This is a genomic window from Arthrobacter sp. NPDC056493, assembly GCF_042795115.1.
Classification (GTDB): Bacteria; Actinomycetota; Actinomycetes; order Actinomycetales; family Micrococcaceae; genus Arthrobacter.
On record NZ_JBHTSL010000031.1, the window covers coordinates 40,924 to 58,509 of the forward strand.

Annotated in this window: 18 protein-coding genes, 1 tRNA gene and 1 other RNA gene; 9 read left to right on the top strand and 11 right to left on the bottom strand. The window is 66.1% G+C overall.

Annotated features, from left to right (window positions below):
* Nucleotides 1–8: 8 nt before the first annotated feature.
* On the bottom strand, nucleotides 9–1,565 hold the full coding sequence (mptB, locus tag ACFQ50_RS13710) for a polyprenol phosphomannose-dependent alpha 1,6 mannosyltransferase MptB (protein ID WP_377996090.1): 1,557 nt from the start codon (nucleotides 1,563–1,565) through the stop codon (nucleotides 9–11).
* Between the two features lie 250 nt (nucleotides 1,566–1,815).
* Here mptB and orn point away from each other — a divergent pair, with 250 nt between their 5' ends.
* From orn to def, 3 genes are all read left to right on the top strand, one after another.
* Entirely contained in the window at nucleotides 1,816–2,445 is a 630-nt protein-coding gene (gene orn, locus ACFQ50_RS13715) for an oligoribonuclease (protein WP_377996107.1), read from the top strand.
* A 130-nt stretch (nucleotides 2,446–2,575) separates the two neighbouring features.
* Nucleotides 2,576–2,648 (top strand) — tRNA-His (locus ACFQ50_RS13720).
* 127 nt (nucleotides 2,649–2,775) lie between these two features.
* Nucleotides 2,776–3,348 carry a peptide deformylase gene (gene def, locus ACFQ50_RS13725; RefSeq protein WP_377996091.1) on the top strand — a complete coding sequence of 191 codons (573 nt, stop codon included), beginning with the start codon at nucleotides 2,776–2,778 and terminating at the stop codon, nucleotides 3,346–3,348.
* Nucleotides 3,349–3,389: 41 nt separating this feature from the next.
* On the opposite strand, the gene ACFQ50_RS13730 is transcribed toward def, so the two are convergent.
* The 5 genes from ACFQ50_RS13730 to ACFQ50_RS13750 form a co-directional block, all read right to left on the bottom strand.
* The gene (locus ACFQ50_RS13730) at nucleotides 3,390–4,184 is read right to left on the bottom strand and encodes an HNH endonuclease family protein (protein WP_377996092.1); all 795 of its coding nucleotides are present in this window, start codon (nucleotides 4,182–4,184) and stop codon (nucleotides 3,390–3,392) included.
* 129 nt (nucleotides 4,185–4,313) lie between these two features.
* Nucleotides 4,314–4,523 (bottom strand): hypothetical protein, encoded by a 210-nt coding sequence (locus ACFQ50_RS13735; protein ID WP_377996093.1) that lies wholly within the window; start codon nucleotides 4,521–4,523, stop codon nucleotides 4,314–4,316.
* A gap of 115 nt (nucleotides 4,524–4,638) precedes the next feature.
* The gene (locus tag ACFQ50_RS13740; RefSeq protein ID WP_377996094.1) at nucleotides 4,639–6,132 is read right to left on the bottom strand and encodes a glyceraldehyde-3-phosphate dehydrogenase; all 1,494 of its coding nucleotides are present in this window, start codon (nucleotides 6,130–6,132) and stop codon (nucleotides 4,639–4,641) included.
* A 582-nt stretch (nucleotides 6,133–6,714) separates the two neighbouring features.
* Nucleotides 6,715–7,106, bottom strand: an RNA gene (gene rnpB / locus ACFQ50_RS13745) — RNase P RNA component class A.
* 58 nt (nucleotides 7,107–7,164) lie between these two features.
* Nucleotides 7,165–7,416 (bottom strand): hypothetical protein, encoded by a 252-nt coding sequence (locus ACFQ50_RS13750; RefSeq protein WP_377996095.1) that lies wholly within the window; start codon nucleotides 7,414–7,416, stop codon nucleotides 7,165–7,167.
* A 16-nt stretch (nucleotides 7,417–7,432) separates the two neighbouring features.
* On the opposite strand from ACFQ50_RS13750, the gene ACFQ50_RS13755 reads away from it, so the two are divergent.
* Nucleotides 7,433–8,149: an alpha/beta hydrolase gene (locus ACFQ50_RS13755; protein WP_377996096.1), complete on the top strand. Its 717-nt coding sequence runs from the start codon at nucleotides 7,433–7,435 to the stop codon at nucleotides 8,147–8,149.
* A gap of 63 nt (nucleotides 8,150–8,212) precedes the next feature.
* Entirely contained in the window at nucleotides 8,213–8,977 is a 765-nt protein-coding gene (locus ACFQ50_RS13760; RefSeq protein WP_377996097.1) for a YaaA family protein, read from the top strand.
* A gap of 65 nt (nucleotides 8,978–9,042) precedes the next feature.
* On the opposite strand, the gene ACFQ50_RS13765 is transcribed toward ACFQ50_RS13760, so the two are convergent.
* Both ACFQ50_RS13765 and ACFQ50_RS13770 read right to left on the bottom strand, forming a co-directional pair.
* The gene (locus tag ACFQ50_RS13765; RefSeq protein WP_377996098.1) at nucleotides 9,043–9,780 is read right to left on the bottom strand and encodes a zinc ribbon domain-containing protein; all 738 of its coding nucleotides are present in this window, start codon (nucleotides 9,778–9,780) and stop codon (nucleotides 9,043–9,045) included.
* A gap of 180 nt (nucleotides 9,781–9,960) precedes the next feature.
* Nucleotides 9,961–10,863, bottom strand: coding sequence for a Nif3-like dinuclear metal center hexameric protein (locus tag ACFQ50_RS13770; protein ID WP_377996108.1), 903 nt, complete (start codon nucleotides 10,861–10,863; stop codon nucleotides 9,961–9,963).
* A gap of 122 nt (nucleotides 10,864–10,985) precedes the next feature.
* On the opposite strand from ACFQ50_RS13770, the gene msrA reads away from it, so the two are divergent.
* The 3 genes from msrA to epsC all read left to right on the top strand — a co-directional run bounded on the left by msrA (nucleotide 10,986) and on the right by epsC (nucleotide 13,139).
* Nucleotides 10,986–11,510 (top strand): peptide-methionine (S)-S-oxide reductase MsrA, encoded by a 525-nt coding sequence (gene msrA, locus ACFQ50_RS13775; RefSeq protein WP_377996099.1) that lies wholly within the window; start codon nucleotides 10,986–10,988, stop codon nucleotides 11,508–11,510.
* Between the two features lie 67 nt (nucleotides 11,511–11,577).
* Nucleotides 11,578–12,513, top strand: coding sequence for a cysteine synthase A (gene cysK / locus ACFQ50_RS13780; RefSeq protein ID WP_377996100.1), 936 nt, complete (start codon nucleotides 11,578–11,580; stop codon nucleotides 12,511–12,513).
* A gap of 41 nt (nucleotides 12,514–12,554) precedes the next feature.
* Nucleotides 12,555–13,139 carry a serine O-acetyltransferase EpsC gene (gene epsC / locus ACFQ50_RS13785; RefSeq protein ID WP_377996101.1) on the top strand — a complete coding sequence of 195 codons (585 nt, stop codon included), beginning with the start codon at nucleotides 12,555–12,557 and terminating at the stop codon, nucleotides 13,137–13,139.
* Between the two features lie 61 nt (nucleotides 13,140–13,200).
* Here epsC and ACFQ50_RS13790 read toward each other — a convergent pair whose 3' ends face one another.
* Nucleotides 13,201–14,034, bottom strand: coding sequence for an oxidoreductase (locus ACFQ50_RS13790; RefSeq protein ID WP_377996102.1), 834 nt, complete (start codon nucleotides 14,032–14,034; stop codon nucleotides 13,201–13,203).
* A gap of 141 nt (nucleotides 14,035–14,175) precedes the next feature.
* Complete coding sequence (gene gndA / locus ACFQ50_RS13795) at nucleotides 14,176–15,612, bottom strand: NADP-dependent phosphogluconate dehydrogenase (RefSeq protein WP_377996103.1); 1,437 nt, start codon at nucleotides 15,610–15,612, stop codon at nucleotides 14,176–14,178.
* 242 nt (nucleotides 15,613–15,854) lie between these two features.
* Here gndA and ACFQ50_RS13800 point away from each other — a divergent pair, with 242 nt between their 5' ends.
* Nucleotides 15,855–16,595 (top strand): FadR/GntR family transcriptional regulator, encoded by a 741-nt coding sequence (locus ACFQ50_RS13800; protein ID WP_377996104.1) that lies wholly within the window; start codon nucleotides 15,855–15,857, stop codon nucleotides 16,593–16,595.
* Here ACFQ50_RS13800 and ACFQ50_RS13805 read toward each other — a convergent pair.
* Nucleotides 16,592–17,586, bottom strand: a 995-nt coding sequence (locus tag ACFQ50_RS13805) for an L-idonate 5-dehydrogenase (protein ID WP_377996105.1), incomplete at its 5' end; no start/stop codon positions are given. The two genes, ACFQ50_RS13800 and ACFQ50_RS13805, sit on opposite strands and share 4 nt — an antisense overlap.

Below are 17,586 nucleotides of genomic sequence, written 5' to 3' on the forward strand. Positions count from 1 at the left end.
TCTTCCGGTCAGATAACAGGGCGTGTGGTGACAGGCTGGTCCGCCTTGCTGAACAGCAGCTTGGTGCTGCGGTCCAGGAAGATCAGGTACAGCGCAAACAGCAGGGCGATGATGGCGGCAGCATTGCGGGCAAGTGCCAGGGCGAGGCCAAGGTCGTCGGTCTGCAGGTAGGGGAAGACTTCCAGCTGGTCGGAGATGGCGTAGACCATGAAGAACGAGACGATGAAGTAGAGGGCCTTGACCTGCCAGTCGTCACGGATGCCCGTGACCGCGAACAGCGGGATCAGCCACACCACATACCAGGACTGGATCATGGGCGCGAGCACCACGACCGCGGCGAAGGCGAGTGTCAGGCGGCGCATGAGGCGGTCGTGTTCGCCCCGGAAAATCTGCCAGGCGACGATGCCTACGGCGAGGAGCTTGCCGGCGTCGTAAACCCATTTGGCCAGCCCCCAGCCGTCCAGGCTGAATGCGTTGGCGATGGACGCGATCACCAGGCCGAGCAGCCCGACGGGGGCGTACCAGATCCAGACACTGCCGGGCGCCGAGAGGCCGTTGATCCACCCGAACCCGAAGCCATTCACCAGGCTCATGGCGTAGAGCAGGGCAAGGCTGATTCCGGCCGTCAGGCCCCAGAACACAAACTTCCTGGCCCAGCTGGCCCCCTTGCCGGCCCAAAGCAACCCGATAAACGGGAGGAACACCACGGTGATCGGCTTCACCGCGATGGAGGCCGTGACGAGGATGATGCCGAAGATGACCCGGCGTGTGGCGCAGTAGTACAGGCCTGCGAGGGCCAGTCCGATCATCAGCGCATCGTTGTGGACGCTGGCGATGAAGTTGGTCAGGAACAGCGGGTTCGCCGCTGTCAGCCAGAGGGCCCGGTTCGGATTGACCCCGTGCAGCTCGGCGAGCTTCGGGACGTAGACGATGCAGAGCACCACGCCGGCCAGCGCAGCGAGGCGGAACAGCATGATGCTGGCTTCGGGGTGGACGTTGGTGGACCAGACCACGAACTGCTCGATCCACAAAAACACCTGGCCATAGGGAACCGGGGCCTCGGTCCACATCTTGTCCGCGCCCAGCTGGAAGTAGTTGGACAGCGCCGAGATGCCGTTCTCGTACGGGTTGAAGCCCTCGACCATCAGGCGGCCCTGGCCAATGTACGCGTAGACGTCACGGCTGAACAGCGGGACGGTGAACATCATGGGCAGGCCCCACGCCGCGATGGCCTGGAGCGTGGCCTTGCGGGCATCCCCGCCCCACACATGGACGTGCTGGCCAAGCCTGAGCCAGGCCCGGACCAGCAGCATCCCGCCCACCGCAAGCAGCACGATGGAGAGCCCGACGCCGAACGCCTCGGTGCGCATCCAGATAAACAGGGGCATCCGCCGCAGCTCCGAAACCGGCGCCAGCCAGCCGACGCCGACCGATCCGATGAGCAGGAACATGGAACCGATGAAACCGGAGAGGATCGGTGAGCGGGGGTTGTCCACTTCCGGCCGGGCCGGGTCCGTGGAAGTGCCGGTGGCCGTTTCCCCTATCGCAGGCACAGGCGCCGTCATCTCAGGATCGTCCAATCTCTTCTGCGCCTATCTGTTAGGCATATCTCTTCTGGGCGTACTGCCCCGTCTGCAGCCAAGCTGGGCGGCCGGCCAATTGGGGCGGCGCCGGGGACGCGGCCGCCGCAATGAGGCGTTGCCGCGTACCCGAAATATTAGCATCGGAGCGCCTCTCCGCGGCTTGCACGCGGCTAAACGGTAGGCTGAACGGGTGCCTATTACTAACGAACGCATCGTCTGGATCGACTGCGAAATGACCGGCCTCGACAGCGTCAACGACGCCCTGATCGAGGTCGCGGCCCTGGTGACCGACTCGGAACTCAACATCCTCGGCGACGGGGTGGACGTGGTGATCAAGCCGGACGACGCCGCCCTCGCGCAGATGAACGACTTCGTGCGGGACATGCACACCCGGTCAGGTCTGCTGAACGAGCTTCCGGCCGGCAAAACGATGGCCGAAGCCGAGGCCCTGGTGCTGGACTACATCCGCAAGTGGGTTCCGGACCCCCGCAAGGCGCCCCTCGCCGGCAACTCGGTGGGAACGGACCGGGTCTTCCTTGCCAGGGACATGCCGTCGGTGGTGGAGCACCTGCACTACCGCATCATCGATGTCAGCACCATCAAGGAACTGTCCCGGCGCTGGTATGCGCGCGCCTACTTCCAGGCGCCAGCCAAGCACGGCGGCCACCGCGCCCTCGGGGACATCAAGGATTCCATCGACGAACTCCGGTACTACCGGGAAGCCGTCTTCGTGCCCGCCCCGGGACCGGACAGCGCCACGGCCCAGAAGATCTCCCAGCGCATCTCAGCGTCGCCCTCTGCCGTCGACCAGCAGGCTCCGGAAAGCGCCACGCCGCCCACAGCGCAGCAGTCCGGAATGTAATCTGCGCCACGTTTGAGGAAAATTTTGCCGAAACAGCCAAAAGTGGCAAAAGCATCCCCCAACAGCAGGTAAGCTATTTGTCGTTGCCTTTTCGGAAGGCCGGGAAACCGGACAGTCCGCAGGGCACATGGTGGGCGTAGCTCAGTTGGCAGAGCGCCTGGTTGTGGTCCAGGAGGTCGCGGGTTCAACCCCCGTCGCTCACCCGCACCGAGGACGGCAGTTTATTGCCGGCCAGCAACAAAGGCCGTACCGGTTACCCGGTACGGCCTTTGTTGGTTTTCACCCCTGCCGGCTCCCGCCGGCGGCAAAGCGCCGAAGGAACCTCCTGACATGACCGTTCTGCCCATCACCATCTGGGGTGAGCCGGTGCTGCACCGCCGGGCTGCTGAAGTGGAGGAGTTCGACGACGGGCTTCGCCAGCTGATTGCCGACATGTTCGAAACCAACGACAAGGCAAACGGCGTCGGACTGGCCGCACCGCAAATCGGTGTGGGCAAGCGGATCTTCGTCTACAAGTACGAGAACGAGGACGGCGCTCCCCCGGCTGGCGCCGTGGTCAATCCCGTACTAACCCTCTCCAAGGTCTCCGGGGCACTGCCGGATCCGGACGAGGAAGTTGAGGGCTGCCTCTCCTTCCCCGGCGAACAGTATCCGCTCAAGCGCGCCGAATGGGTCCGGGTGCAGGGCTTTGACGGCCACGGAAAGCCGGTGGACTTCGAGGCGACGGGATGGTTTGCCCGCATCATCCAGCACGAATACGACCACCTGGACGGCAAGCTGTACGTCAACCGCCTCATCGACAGGTATGCTCGCAAGGCGATGAAGCAGGCCAAGAAGAGCGGCTGGGGCATCCCGGGCCTGACCTGGATGCCGGGCGTCGACCCGGACCCGTTCGGGCACTGATACCGGCGCGGTCCCGGCCGTTGCCTTCCCGCGCTGCGGCCCTACCGGGGCACCACCGTCTGCTGCTGCGGGCACGAATCCAGCACGCGGTCCATGGCGTCCTTCTCCGGCTGGGTGACCCAGAGGCCGTACGCTGTCTTCACCGAAATCTGCCGCGCCACGTAGTGGCACCGCAGCGCCTTGTTCTTCGGCAGCCACGTGGCGGCGTCCGACGCGCTTTTCTCCTGGTTGGCGTCACCGTCCGCGGCAATGAGATTGAGCGGATCGTTGGCAAGGTTTTGCCGCTGCTGCGCCGTCAGCTGCTGGGCCCCCTTCTGCCAGGCATCGCCAAGCGCGACGACGTGGTCGATCTGAATGTCCTTGCTGGAAGCACCGCGGACAAACCTGACCACAAGACCCACGTATGGCTCATGCACGGTGCCGGCGGCGACCTTGCACTTTGATCCCTTGGTAAACGCAACGTCGTATAGGTCCCGGCGCAGGATGTCGTTGCGCGTGTCGCAGCCGTTGTGGTCGGCGTCCTGCCAGGCCTGGCCGAACGCGGACCGGTCATAGTCGCTGCCGGATGCCCTGCCTTTCACGGCCAGTGCTTCCAGTGCGGCGGCTGCGCCGCCCCGCGGCACCGGGTATGGAGATGTCACGGGCTTCATCCAGGCGGCATCGAACACCGGCGCCTCGCTGGGTCCCGACACGGCAGGCTCGGCCGCGATGAACTGGCCTGCGGTAAAAAACCACACGGTGGCGGTGACCGCAGATGCAGCGGCGGCACCGAGCACCGCCCAGGCCTGCCGGGAGCGGCGGCGGGCACGCCGGTAGCCAGCCCAACTGAGGCTCAACGGGGCGTTCCCGGGCCTTGGGAGCCCCGGGCTGGTTGTGGGTACACAACCAGGAGCCTAGGCGAAACCATCGCCGCTGTGCCGGTATCCACAGTGTGGAGGACAGGTGCCCTGTGGAGGGCTGGTCACCTACTGCTCGCGCATGACCCGGTGAAGATCGGTGTTGGCGAGATCAAGCAGCCGCTCCAGCTGGGCCACCCTGTCATCGCCGATTTCCCCTGCCGCATGTGAGGTGCGCGCCTGGTCCAGAAGCCGTTGAGCTTCCTTCTGATTGGCCTTTGCAACATCGAGGGCGTGTTCCAGGGTTGTTTCATGCTGGAGTGTCGGGTTCTGTTCCATGACACAAGTTTGTGCCCGTTTTCCGGCTGATTCCAGAGAATTACCCGGGAAGTTCCCGGGAACGGGTCAGCCCCGCCGGCACAGGTGTGCCGACGGGGCTGACGGAACGCTTCAGTTAGACCGAGGCTGCCACGGCCAGGACCGGGGCGGCGTCCTTTTCGGAGTCCTTGGCGGGGAAGGCCGGCGGGTTGACACCCGCCATTTCCTCCATGACGCGGACCACCTGGCAGCTGTAGCCGAACTCGTTGTCGTACCAGACGTAAACAACCAGGTTCTTGTCGTTGGCGATGGTGGCGAGGCCGTCAACGATGCCGGCCCGGCGGGAACCCACGAAGTCGGTGGAGACGACCTCGGGCGAGTCGATGTAATCGATCTGCTTGCGCAGGTCCGAGTGCAGCGACATCTCGCGCAGGTAGTTGTTGACCTCGTCCTTGGTGGTGCCGCGTTCCAGGTTCAGGTTCAGGACGGCGAGGGAGACGTCCGGGGTGGGCACCCGGATGGAGCTGCCGCTGAGCTTTCCCTGCAGTTCGGGCAGCGCCTTGGCCACGGCCTTGGCGGCACCGGTCTCGGTGATCACCATATTCAGCGCGGCGGAGCGGCCGCGGCGGTCGCCCTTGTGGAAGTTGTCGATGAGGTTCTGGTCGTTCGTGAACGAGTGGACGGTCTCGACGTGGCCGTGGATCACGCCGTACTTGTCGTTGAGCGCCTTCAGGACCGGGGTGATGGCGTTCGTGGTGCAGGAGGCTGCCGTCACGATCCGGTCGGCATCGGTGATGTCGCGGTGGTTGATGCCGTGCACGATGTTCTTCAGCTCGCCCTTGCCCGGCGCGGTCAGCAGGACACGGGCCACCCCCTTGCTCAGCAGGTGCTGGCCAAGGCCCTCCGCGTCGCGCCAGCGGCCGGTGTTGTCCACCACGAGGGCATTGTTGATGCCGTAGGCGGTGTAGTCGATGGTGGCGGGGTTGTCTGAGTAGATGACCTGGATCTGCACGCCGTTGGCCGTGATGGTGTTGGCCTCGGTGTCCACCTTGATGGTGCCTTCGAAGGAGCCGTGCACGGAGTCGCGGCGCAGCAGGCTGGCCCGCTTGGTCAGGTCGTTGTCGGAGCCGCGCCGGACCACGATGGCCCGCAGCCGCAGGCCGTGGCCGCCGCCGGCCTTTTCGATGAGGAGGCGCGCCAGGAGCCGGCCGATGCGGCCGAAGCCGTAAAGCACGACGTCGGTGCTGGTGCGGTCGTCAGCGCCACGCTTGCCCACGATCTCGGCCAGTTCGGCCCGGAGGAATTCCTCCAAAGTCAGGTCGCCGCCGTCGGACTTGAACTTCTGGTTCAGGCGGGCGATGTCGATGGCAGCGGCACCCAGGTCCAACTGTGCCAGCGTGTTCAGCAGCGGCGCCGTCTCCTCCAGGAGCAGCTCATCCTTGCTCATCCGGCGCGCGAAGCGGTGCGCCTTGAGGATGTTCATGGTGGACTTGTTGATCAGGCTGCGGCCGTGGATGGAGGTAACCACGTTGTTTTCACGGTACAGCCGGCCGATAACCGGAATCATGGCCTCGGCGAGCGCCTCCCGGCCCATCCACGTATCAAGACAAGAATCTGACGTCTGGCTCACAGAACTACCTTCCTTGGTTCAACCGGCTACGTCCTCGTAAACCGGATGGCAGCCACTGGAAGTTATCCAGGGCAAGCTGGCACCGGCAGGGTTTCGGTCTACCCCGGATGCCGTTGACCGTGCAAAGAAAAACCGCCGGCTGCGAACGCAGATCCGGCGGTAGAACTTCTACGTTCACCATCCATTCTAGGGCGGCCCCGGAGCCTGAAACGCCCGGGAGCCCGTGAAATCACTCACACCGGAGGTGAGGCCTGCTCTGTGTACGCCGGCGCACGATGCGGCATTGTTATCGACGCAATCCCGGCAACCACTATCCGCGGGCCTTCGCGGGGCCATATGCTGGCGGCCCTGACGGCGATGCACTCGTAAAAAGCCGTCTGCGAGAGAAAGGCCAAACGATGTATGAAATGGTCGCCCTGGGAGCCGGGAGTGCATGGCAACGCCCAACCAACCGCACACCCGGATGCACGTGTGCACCCTGGCGGTACAGCCCGCAGCATCCCCGCCCCACCAACCCGGACTGTCCCAGTCACGGAGTTCCTGGCCAGGACGCAGCCTGACGCAGGGGAGCGGTCAGGTGAGTGGATGGGTTGACCGATACGCCGGGTTCTGTGCTCCCGCGCCGTTGCCAACACGGGAGTAGCGGCCATCCATCTACGAACGCCGTTGCCGACGCCCTCCAGCGGCCTACCCGGACACTCGGGCGGGCAGCCCTCGAACGTGTCCTGTCTGGCCTTGCTCCGGGTGGGGTTTACCTAGCCTTCCCGGTCACCCGGGAAGCTGGTGGTCTCTTACACCGCCGTTTCACCCTTACCTGCTTCGTGCCGCTTTCAAATCGGCGCGACGCAGGCGGTCTGTTTTCTGTGGCACTGGCCTGCGGGTTACCCCGAGTGGGCGTTACCCACCACCCTGCCCTGTGGAGCCCGGACGTTCCTCGAGCCACTTGCGTGGCGCGCGGCCGCCTGGTCAACCCATCCGCAGTCCAGTTTACGGGCTTTCCAGCGGCCCCCGGACACGCGCCGGTTCCGGGGGCTAAGATCGGGAAATGGACCAGTCGTCCTTTCCGCGGCCGTCCTTTCCACGGCGACGCATGCTGCAGCTGGCGGGAATCGCTGCCGGACTGACTGCCGCGACGTCAGCCTGCACGGCCCCGCCCCCGCCGGTTCCCGGCCCGACGGCGGGAACAACGGCTTCGGCGGGAACAACGACGGCGGCCATCCCGCCCGCTCCCCCGGCATCCGTGCAGCCTTCCACAGTGCCGACATCCACAGTGCCGACTTCCACAGTGCCGACTTCCGCGGTGTCGACCCGGACCGGCGGATTTGTCTCCCGGTTCCGTCCCGCTGTCATCACACACTGGTCCCTGGCGGTGCCGCTTCCGGAGCAGGCCAACCAGCTGCTGCCGGTGGCGATCTTCCTGCACGGGCGCGGCGGCAGCAACGAGGTTCTGTTGCGCGACCTCGCAGCGGACCGGGCTCTGCAGCGTCACCTGGACGACGGCGGGCCGCCCTTTGCGGTTGCCGCCGTGGACGGCGGCGACTCCTGGTGGCATGCCCGCGCCGACGGCAGCGACACGCAGTCAATGCTGGCAGAGGAGTTCCTGCCGTTCCTGGGCGAGCAGGGGCTGGACCTCGGAAAGGTCGGCATCTTCGGCACGTCGATGGGAGGGTTCGGCGCCCTCCTCCTGGCGTCGCGGGGCCGGGTCTCCGGACTTCGCGCCGTTGCGGCCATGAGCCCGGCCGTCTGGTCCAGCTATGAGGAGGGCATGCAGGGTACCTTTGACGGCCCGGCTGATTTCGGGGCGAATAACGTTTTTGCGCTCCGGCCGAGGCTTGCAGCGATTCCGAAACGGATCGACTGCGGCAGCGGGGATGATCTGGCCTCCACGGTACGCCAGTACCGCTCGGGGCTTCCCGGCCGGGTGGAGGGCGGCTTTCGGCCCGGCGGCCACGACGCCTTGTACTGGCGTTCCATCCTTCCGGACGTGCTGGACTTCCTGGGCCGTTCCCTGGGCTGAACCCACCCACGCCGACGGATCCGCGCCGCATCTGATCCCGCCCCCGGCCGGTAGGATCGTACGGTGCTGATTCTGCTCCCCCCGTCCGAAGGCAAGACTCCACCCGTCCGCGGCGACGCCATGGACTGGGCTTCGTTGAGTTTCCCCGTGCTGAACACCTACCGGGCCAAGGTGCTCGACGCGCTGGGGACAGTCAGTGCGCACGAGGACGCCCTCGCCCTGCTGGGCGTCGGAGCCTCTCTTAAGGACGACGTCGAACGCAACACCCGGCTCCACGCCGAACCGGCGGCGCCGGCACACCAGGTGTATTCCGGCGTGCTGTACGACGCCCTCGGCTACAAGTCGATGACGCCGGCCCAGCGGCGCCGGGCGGATGAATCGGTGCTGGTCATCTCCGCACTGTGGGGCGCCATCCGGTTTGCCGACTCCGTGCCCGCCTACCGGCTGTCCATGGCAACGGCACTGCCCGACGTCGGACGCCTTGCCTCATTCTGGAAACCGCAGCTGACCGATGCACTCGGCGACATTGCCGGCGGCCGGCTCCTGGTCGATTGCAGGTCCAGCACCTATGCAGCCGCGTGGACTCCCCCGCCGGCAGACACCGTGACGGTCAACGTGTTCACGGACATGAACGGCGTGCGCAAGGTGGTCAGCCATTTTGCCAAGCACACCCGTGGCGAGCTGGCCCGGCACCTGCTGACGCGGCGGGGCAAGGCCCCGGCGACGCCGGAGCAGCTGCGGAAAGCGGCGGCCGAGAAGTGGCGGGCCGAACTCGTTCCGGGCACGGCACGCAAGGCCCACGCCCTCAACATCGTCCTGCCCAACTAACTGGCAATAGATGTCGTTTTGAGCCCGCAAAACGACATCAACTGCGAGTCAGTTGGGCGTGGGGGTCAGACCCACTCGGCGGATCGCACCAGGATGCAGCCGGAGTCGGGGCAGAACACGATGTCGTCCTCGGCGGCGGCCTTGATCTCGGCCAGGTCGCCGGGGCTCAGCTGCATGCCCGACCCTTCCGAGGTGCCATGGAAGAGCCTCGCCGCGCCCACTCCGCGGCGGGCCAGCGTCTTCTCGTAGACCGCAAGCATTCCGGTGTCCAGCCCCGCGGCGAAGCCCGTCCGCTTGCCGGCCACCTCATTCTCCTCGGCGGCGACCTCGGCCAGCGCGGCGTCGAGCTCGGCCCGGATCCCGCCGAACGAGCCCTGGATGTCGTCCACGATAGTCTGCTGCGCCGCCTGCCGTTCGCGCAGGCCGTCCAGCCGTTCCAGGACCTCCAGTTCAACGTCCTCCAGGTCAGACCGGCGCTTGTTGAGCGAGGCAATGTCCTTCTGCAGGGCGACGAGGTCCTTGGACAGGCCGGTACCGCTGTTGAGCCTGGCCTCGTCCCGTTCGATCCGGGTTGCCACCTGCTCCACATCCGCCTCGGCCCGCTTCAGTTCCGCTTCGGCGTCGTGGACGGCGAGTTTCGCGGCTCCCAGTTCCCCGTTGGCAACGCCAAGGGCGGCCTCAAGATCGATGATCCGGGGATCAGCCTCAAGGCTGCGGCGGCGGTTGGAGAGTGACTTCAGCCGGGCGTCCAGGCCCTGGAGCTCGAGCAACTTCAATTGTTCCGCCGGTGCTGCCTTGGCCACGTTTTACCTCCGCTTGATCCCATCCGGCCCGGGGCCGGCACCCCTGTGGGGTCTTCTAGACTCTAGCGCCTAACGCGCTCCCCAGCCTCGCTGCGCATCCCCACCGGCTCCCAAACCTCGCTGCGCTCGGCGCGGGCCCCTCGCCGGCGTGGGCCCTGCGACGGACTTCGCGCGCCAGGCTTAGCCGGGAGTGAGTATGAAGTCCCACGGGTCGCTGTTGGTGGTGCTGACCCGGACTTCGACGTCGAGGCCCTGGTCAGCGAGCACATTGCCCAGCGCCTCGGCGGCGGCCGGCAGCCACAGCCATTCGCTGGCGAAGTGCGAGACATCGATGAGGTAGGGACGGCCGTTCACGGCAGCCTCCCTGGCTTCGGATGCCGGGTGGTGGCGCAGGTCTGCGGTGACGTACAGGTCTGCGTTGCTGGCCCGGACCGCGTCGAAGAGGGAATCCCCTGCCCCGCCGCACACGGCAACCCGCTGTACGAGTCCGTCCTTGTCCCCGGACACGCGCACTCCGCCGGCCACCGAGGGGAGGATGCCGAAGACCCGTGCAGCAAACTCCCCCAGGGTGATTGACTCGTTGAGGTCCCCGACGCGCCCGATGCCTTCCTCCGGAAGGCCGTCGGCCGCCGGGGTCAGCGGCGATACGTTCTCCAGGCCCAGGGCGTCGGCCAAGACGTCGGAAACGCCGCCCACCGCTGAGTCGCCGTTGGTGTGGACCGTCAGCAGTGCCGTGCCGGACTCGATGAGGCGGTGGACCGCACGGCCCTTGGCTGTGTTGGCGGCAACCGAGGTGACACCCTTGAGGAGCAGCGGGTGATGGGTGATGAGCAGTTCCGCGCCCCACTCGATGGCCTCGTCGATGACCTCAAGCGTAGGGTCCACGGCAAACATGACGCGCGTGACTTCGGCGGACGGATGGCCGGCCACGAGCCCCACCTCGTCCCATGCCTCTGCAAGTGACTCCGGCCAGAGCTCCTCCACGGCCAGCATGAGCTGCCCCAGCGTTGCAGCGGCGGGTGACTCCGCGGCGTCGGGAGCGCCTTCCGGTTCCGCTGCAACGTCACTGTTCACAGGTTCCATACTCATATTTTTACCCTACAGTCGCCTCTGGCCTCTGCCCGGCATGTGACTCTAGGGTGGGCTGGGGGAATCATTACAGTGGCCCGGGGAATCATCGGCGCCTGCGAACCATTGAAGAGGACATGAAAACTTTTGTGCTTGGCGGGGGCTGCTTCTGGTGCCTGGACGCCGTCTACCAGAAAACGAAGGGCGTTACGTCGGTGGTTTCGGGATACACCGGCGGCCACGAACGCGACCCGGACTACTATTCCGTCTGCTCCGGCACCACGGGGCACGCGGAAGTGGTTGCCGTGACCTTCGATGAGGAGGTCATCCCGGCCGAGGTCATCCTCGACATGTTCTTCGCCCTGCACGACCCCACCACGCGCAACCGCCAGGGGTACGACGTCGGCACGCAGTACCGCTCGTCAATGTTCTATGAGACCACCGAGGAAAAGATCCTCTTCGAGGAGGCGATCGAACGGAACCAGGCACTATGGTCCCGGCCGATTGTGACCGAGGTCAGCCGGCTCCCTGTGTTCTATCCGGCGGAGAACATTCACCAGAACTACTACGCCAAGTTCCCGGAGCAGGGGTATTGCCAGGTCATTATTAACCCGAAGCTGGCCAAGGCACGGAAATATTACTCTGCATGGCTTAATGCTTAGCAGGGGCACTGACCCCATCGTTAGGCTGACCAAAGTATTCCCTCCTGAGAGATAGGCGCAAGTACACATGGCACGGATCTACGACGATGTAACACAGCTGGTGGGCGGCACCCCGCTGGTCAAGCTCAACCGCCTGACGGAAGGCCTGGACGCCACCGTTGCGGTGAAGCTTGAGTTCTACAACCCGGCCAACAGCGTCAAGGACCGTATCGGCGTCGCCATCATCGACGCAGCGGAGAAGTCCGGCGCACTGAAGCCCGGCGGAACCATCGTCGAAGGCACCTCCGGCAACACCGGCATCGCCCTGGCCATGGTGGGCGCAGCCCGCGGCTACAAGGTCATCCTGACCATGCCGGAAACCATGTCCACCGAGCGCCGTGTCATGCTCCGCGCCTTCGGTGCCGAGATTGTGCTGACCCCGGGCTCCGAAGGCATGCGCGGCGCCGTGGAGAAGGCCCAGGAAATCGTGGCCAACACCGAGAACTCCATCTGGGCCCAGCAGTTCGCCAACGAAGCCAACCCGGAGATCCACCGCAAGACCACGGCCGAGGAAATCTGGGAAGACACCGACGGCAAGGTGGACATCTTTGTCTCCGGCATCGGCACCGGCGGAACCATCACCGGCGTCGGCCAGGTCCTGAAGGAGCGCAACCCCGGCGTCCAGATCGTTGCCGTGGAACCCAAGGACTCCCCCATCCTCAACGGTGGTGCACCGGGCCCGCACAAGATCCAGGGCCTTGGCGCCAACTTCATCCCGGAACTCCTGGACACCAATGTCTACGACGAGGTCCTGGACGCCACCCTGGAGGACTCCGTGGCCGTGGCCCGCGAGCTGGGCGTGAAGGAAGGCATCCTCGGCGGCATCTCCTCCGGCGCCATCGTTTGGGGCGCCCTCGAACTGGCCAAGCGCCCGGAGAACGCGGGCAAGCTGATCGTGGCGGTCGTCTGCGACTTCGGTGAGCGTTACATCTCCACCGTGCTCTATGACGACATCCGCGGCTAGACCTTAGCCAGCTGCATTCCGTTTCCTGTAGAAAGATCTTTGTGGGTTTCTTCGCAAGACTTAAGGAAGACCTCGACGCCGCCCGGTCCCACGACCCGGCGGCTCGAGGTTCTTTTGAGAACTTTTTCGCGTACTCAGGGCTACACGCCATCTGGGCGCACCGCCTGACGCACAAGCTGTGGCAGAATCCGTCCACCCGGTTCCCGGCCCGGCTCATCTCGCAGCTCACCCGCTTCCTCACCGGCATCGAGATCCATCCCGGTGCCACCATCGGACGCCGCTTTTTCATCGACCACGGCATGGGTGTGGTCATCGGCGAAACGGCCGAGATCGGCGAGGACGTCATGATCTACCACGGCGTGACCCTCGGCGGCCGATCGCTCGCCAAGATCAAACGCCACCCCACCATCGAGGACCGCGTCGTGATCGGCGCCGGCGCCAAGATCCTGGGCCCCATCACCATCGGCCGGGACAGCGCCGTCGGGGCGAACGCCGTCGTGGTCAAGGATGCTCCGCCCGAGTCCATCGTCACGGGCATCCCGGCAAGCTGGCGCCACCGCGATGCTCAGCGCGAGACCAAGCCCGCCGTGGACCCGGCAGAGTACTACATCGAATACCGGATCTGACCCTGTTCTTAGGGCCGGATGTGCCCATTGGCTCCGGTTGTGCCCTTTGGGTCCGGCCGCCTCAGCGGGCGATGCGTTTCAGTACCGCCGTTACCGCGAGGTCGTAGACCCGGTCGGGCAGGAGCCGCCGCAGCGCCGTGATGGCGCGGGCGCCCCTGCCCACCGGGTAACGCGTCCGGGGACGGGCCGCCGTGGCTGCCAGCAGCACCGCACCGGCGACGACGTCGGGCTGGGTGGACGTGGCGGGCCTTTCCGTGGACGCCAGCACGGCTGCCATGTCCCTGGCTTGGGCCGCGTACGGCCCGCCGCCTGAGCTCGCCAGCAGCCCGTCGGCCGCAATCCCGCCCCACTCCGTAACGGTGCTGGCGGGTTCGATGATGGACACCCTGATCCCGTGCGGCTTCAGTTCCAGCCGCAATGCATCGCTGAGCCCTTCAACGGCGAACTTGGTGGCGTGGTACCAGGTGCCCAGCGGCTCATAGAACTTCCCTCCGATGGAGGAGATGTTGATAATCCTGCCCCGCCCTGCTGCACGCATTGAAGGCAGGACCAGCTGCGTCATCCGCGCCAGGCCAAAGACATTCACGTCGAACTGCCTGCGGCCCTCCGCCAACTCCATCTCCTCCAGGGCACCGAAGGAGCCGAAGCCGGCGTTGTTCACCAGGACATCGATCCGGCCCTGCTCCTGAAGCACCGCTGCCACCAGGCTTTGCATGGACGCGTCGTCCGTGACATCCAGTGCCCGAACTTTGATCCCGAGCGCCTTGAGCGGTTCCATCCTGTCCACCCGCCTGGCGCCGGCGTAGACGGTGAATCCGTTGGCGCTGAGCAGCTTGGCCGACTCGAATCCGATGCCGGTGGAGGCTCCGGTGACAATCGCTACGGGCTGTGGCACTCGGCACTCCTCGGGGTAATTCGGCTCAGGGCGGATCGGCGTCGTCGTCGTAAGAACGGCTGGAGCCGGACACACGAACGGCCGGCACCTCCCAGACTATCCGGGAGGGCCGGCCGTTCATGTGTTACACCGCGGGTGTGGCTAGTGGGTGTCCACTGCCTCGATCTCGGACTTGTCCTCGCCCCAGAGGGTGTGGAACGTGCCCTCGGCGTCGATGCGGCCGTAGGTGTGGGCACCGAAGAGGTCGCGCTGGCCCTGGATCAGGGCAGCGGCGACGCGCTCGCGGCGGAGGCCGTCGTAGTAGGCCAGCGAGGAGGAGAACACCGGCACCGGGATGCCCAGCTGGACAGCGGTAGCGACCACGCGGCGCCAGGCCGGAAGGGCTTCTGCGATGGCCTTGGTGAAGGCCGGGGCGAACAGCAGGTTGGCGGGCTTCTCGTCGGCAGCGTAGGCCTTGGTGATGTCCTTGAGCAGTTCGGCGCGGATGATGCAGCCGGCGCGCCACAGGGAGGCGATCTCGTCGAGCTTGAGGTCCCAGCCGTACTCCTTGGCGGCCGAGGTCAGCATGTCCAGGCCCTGGGCGTAGGAGACCAGCTTGGAGGCGTACAGTGCCTGGCGGACGTCCTCGACGAAGGTTTCCGGGATCTCGACGGCGATTTCCTCGCCGGCCAGCAGTTCCTGGCCGAGCTTGCGCTGCCCGGACTGGGAGGACAGAGCGCGGGCGAACACGGACTCCGCGATGCCGGAGACCGGTGAACCCAGCTCGAGGGCGGAGATAACGGTCCAGCGGCCGGTGCCCTTCTGGCCTGCGGCGTCCACCACGACGTCGACGAACGGCTTGCCGGTCTTGGCGTCCACGTGACCCAGGACCTCGGCGGAGATTTCGATCAGGAACGAGGACAGCTCGCCCTTGTTCCAGTCGGTGAAGATCTTGGACTGCTCAGCGGGCTCGATCCCGGCGCCGGAGCGGAGGAGATCGAAGGCCTCGCCGATGACCTGCATGTCGGCGTATTCGATACCGTTGTGGACCATCTTGACGAAGTGGCCGGCGCCGTCCGTGCCGATCCAGGCGCAGCAGGGCTGGCCGTCGACCTTGGCGGAGATCTTCTCAAGGAGCGGGCCCAGGGCGTCGTACGACTCCTTGGAACCACCGGGCATGATGGAGGGGCCGTTGAGGGCGCCCTCTTCGCCGCCGGAGACACCGACACCCACGAAGTGGAGGTCCTTCTTGGCCAGCGCGGCTTCGCGGCGGCGGGTGTCCTCGTAGTGCGAGTTGCCGGCGTCGATGATGATGTCACCGGCCTCCAGCAGCGGTTCGAGCTGCTCGATCACGGAGTCAACGGGCTTGCCGGCCTTGACCATGATCAGGACGCGGCGCGGCTTTTCGAGGGAGTTGACCAGTTCTTCAAGGGATTCAGTCCGGACGAAGTCGCCCTCGTGGCCGTGCTTTTCGAGCAGGGCGTCAGTCTTGCCGACCGAGCGGTTGTGCAGGGCAACCGTGAAGCCGTTGCGGGCAAGGTTGCGGGCCAGGTTGGCGCCCATCACCGCGAGGCCGGTGACACCGATCTGTGCTGACATCAAGAAACTCCAATTCAGTGTGTGCGACGTATGTGCAGGGGGTTCCGCATGCGTTGCGGAACACCCTCAGGAAAGCAGGCTGCTGAATAAAGCATATATATTCACGGACGGGGGCGAAAGCGGGTGACCACTCCTTGGACGCAAATCGCTCCATAAAGAGTCTATGATGCGCCCCTCCGGCGGCGTCCAGACACCCTTGGTCCGGGACAACAAAGCCTCCCGGCCCGATTATGCTTACCTCTATGTCAACCAGCCTCCACCACCGTGCCGTCGAGCACCTGGGTACCAGAATCGTCGACGGCAGCCTCCCGCCAGGTCACGTGATGCTGGCAGAGCAGCTGGAGGATGAACTGCAGGTCTCCCGGTCTGTGATTCGGGAAGCTGTCCGTGTGCTGCAGTCGCTGGGCCTGGTGGAAACCACGAAGCGCGTTGGCATCAAGGTCCTGCCGGCGCACCGCTGGAACCCGTTCGATCCGCTGGTGATCCGGTGGCGGCTGGCAGGGGAAGGCCGCGGCGCCCAGCTGCGTTCCTTGGCGGAACTCCGCTCCGCCGTCGAACCCGTGGCCGCCGAACTCGCTGCGGTCAACGCGCCGCAGGAACTGCGGCAGGAGCTGCTCAACGTGGCCGTGGCCATGCGCGAAGCAGGCCAGGCCGGCGACGTGCCGCGCTTCCTGGAGCTGGACATCCAGTTCCATTCCCTGCTGCTCAGCGGCTCCGGCAATGAGATGTTCGCCAACCTTGTGGGCCAGGTGGCCGAAACCCTGACCGGCCGCACCGTGCATGGGCTCATGCCCGACCGCCCGCGGGACCTCACGCTGCAGTGGCACCTGGATGTGGCCGAAGCCATCTTTGGCGGCCATGCGTCGGAGGCCCGCGAAGCGTCGAGCAGGATCATGCGCCGCACCATCTCCGAAATGGAGCCCGTGTGGGTGGAGCAGCCGAGGGTTTTCGTTCCGCTGCAACCACGCCAGCACTCGGCTTAGTTTCCTGTTCCTCCGAAGTTGAGGAGGACTTTGCCGGATTGGGCGGAGTCGCGGGCGGTTTCGAACGCGTTGAGGGCGTCGGTCACGGGGTAGTCGTGGGTGATGACCGGGCCGATGTGCAGGGTGCCGTCGGCGAGGGCGGTGATGACCTCGTCGATTTCGTCGTTGAACCGGAACGAACCTTTCAGGTCCAGTTCCCGGGTGATGGCCAGGGAGATCAGGACCGGCTGCGCCCCGGTGGGCAGCAGCCCGACCATGACCACGGTCCCGCCCCGGGCCGCGCCTTGAATCGCGGAGGCCAGGCCGTGGTGGTTCCCGGAGGACTCGATCACGACGTCGGCATGCACCGCGGCGATCGCCTCACCGTCGGTGGCGGTCAGGACCTCGTCCGCGCCCACCGCCGCGGCGATCTCCAACGGCCTGGCATGCATGTCCACCGCCACGATCCGGGCCGCACCCGCACGTTTCAGGACAGCCACGGCCAGCGCCCCGATCGGGCCGGACCCGATCACCAGCGCGGTCTTGCCGGCCACGTCCCCGGCCCGGGCAACCGCGTGCCACGCCACGGACGCCGGTTCGATCAAAGCCGCCGTCCGCAGATCCAGGGCTTCCGGGAGTTCCCGGAGCATCCGGACCGGCAGGGTCACGTACCGGCTGAACGCCCCGTCCGTGTGCGGGAACCGCGCCGCGGACCCCAGGTACGTGCACCCCGGAGACAGGTTCGGCCTGCCCGCCGGGTACCGGACCGTCCCGTCACCCGGGCCCGGGGTGGCCGGGTGCACCGCCACCGGCGTCCCCGCCACCGGCCCGGACCCGTCCGCGGCGGCCCGGACCACCCGGCCGGAAATCTCGTGCCCGAGGACCAGCGGCGCCTTCAGGATCGACTCGCCCGCCGCCCCGTGCAGCCAGTAATGCAGATCCGACCCGCAAATCCCCCCATACACGACCTCCACCACCGCCTCATCCGGTGCCGGGGTTTTCAGCGGGACCT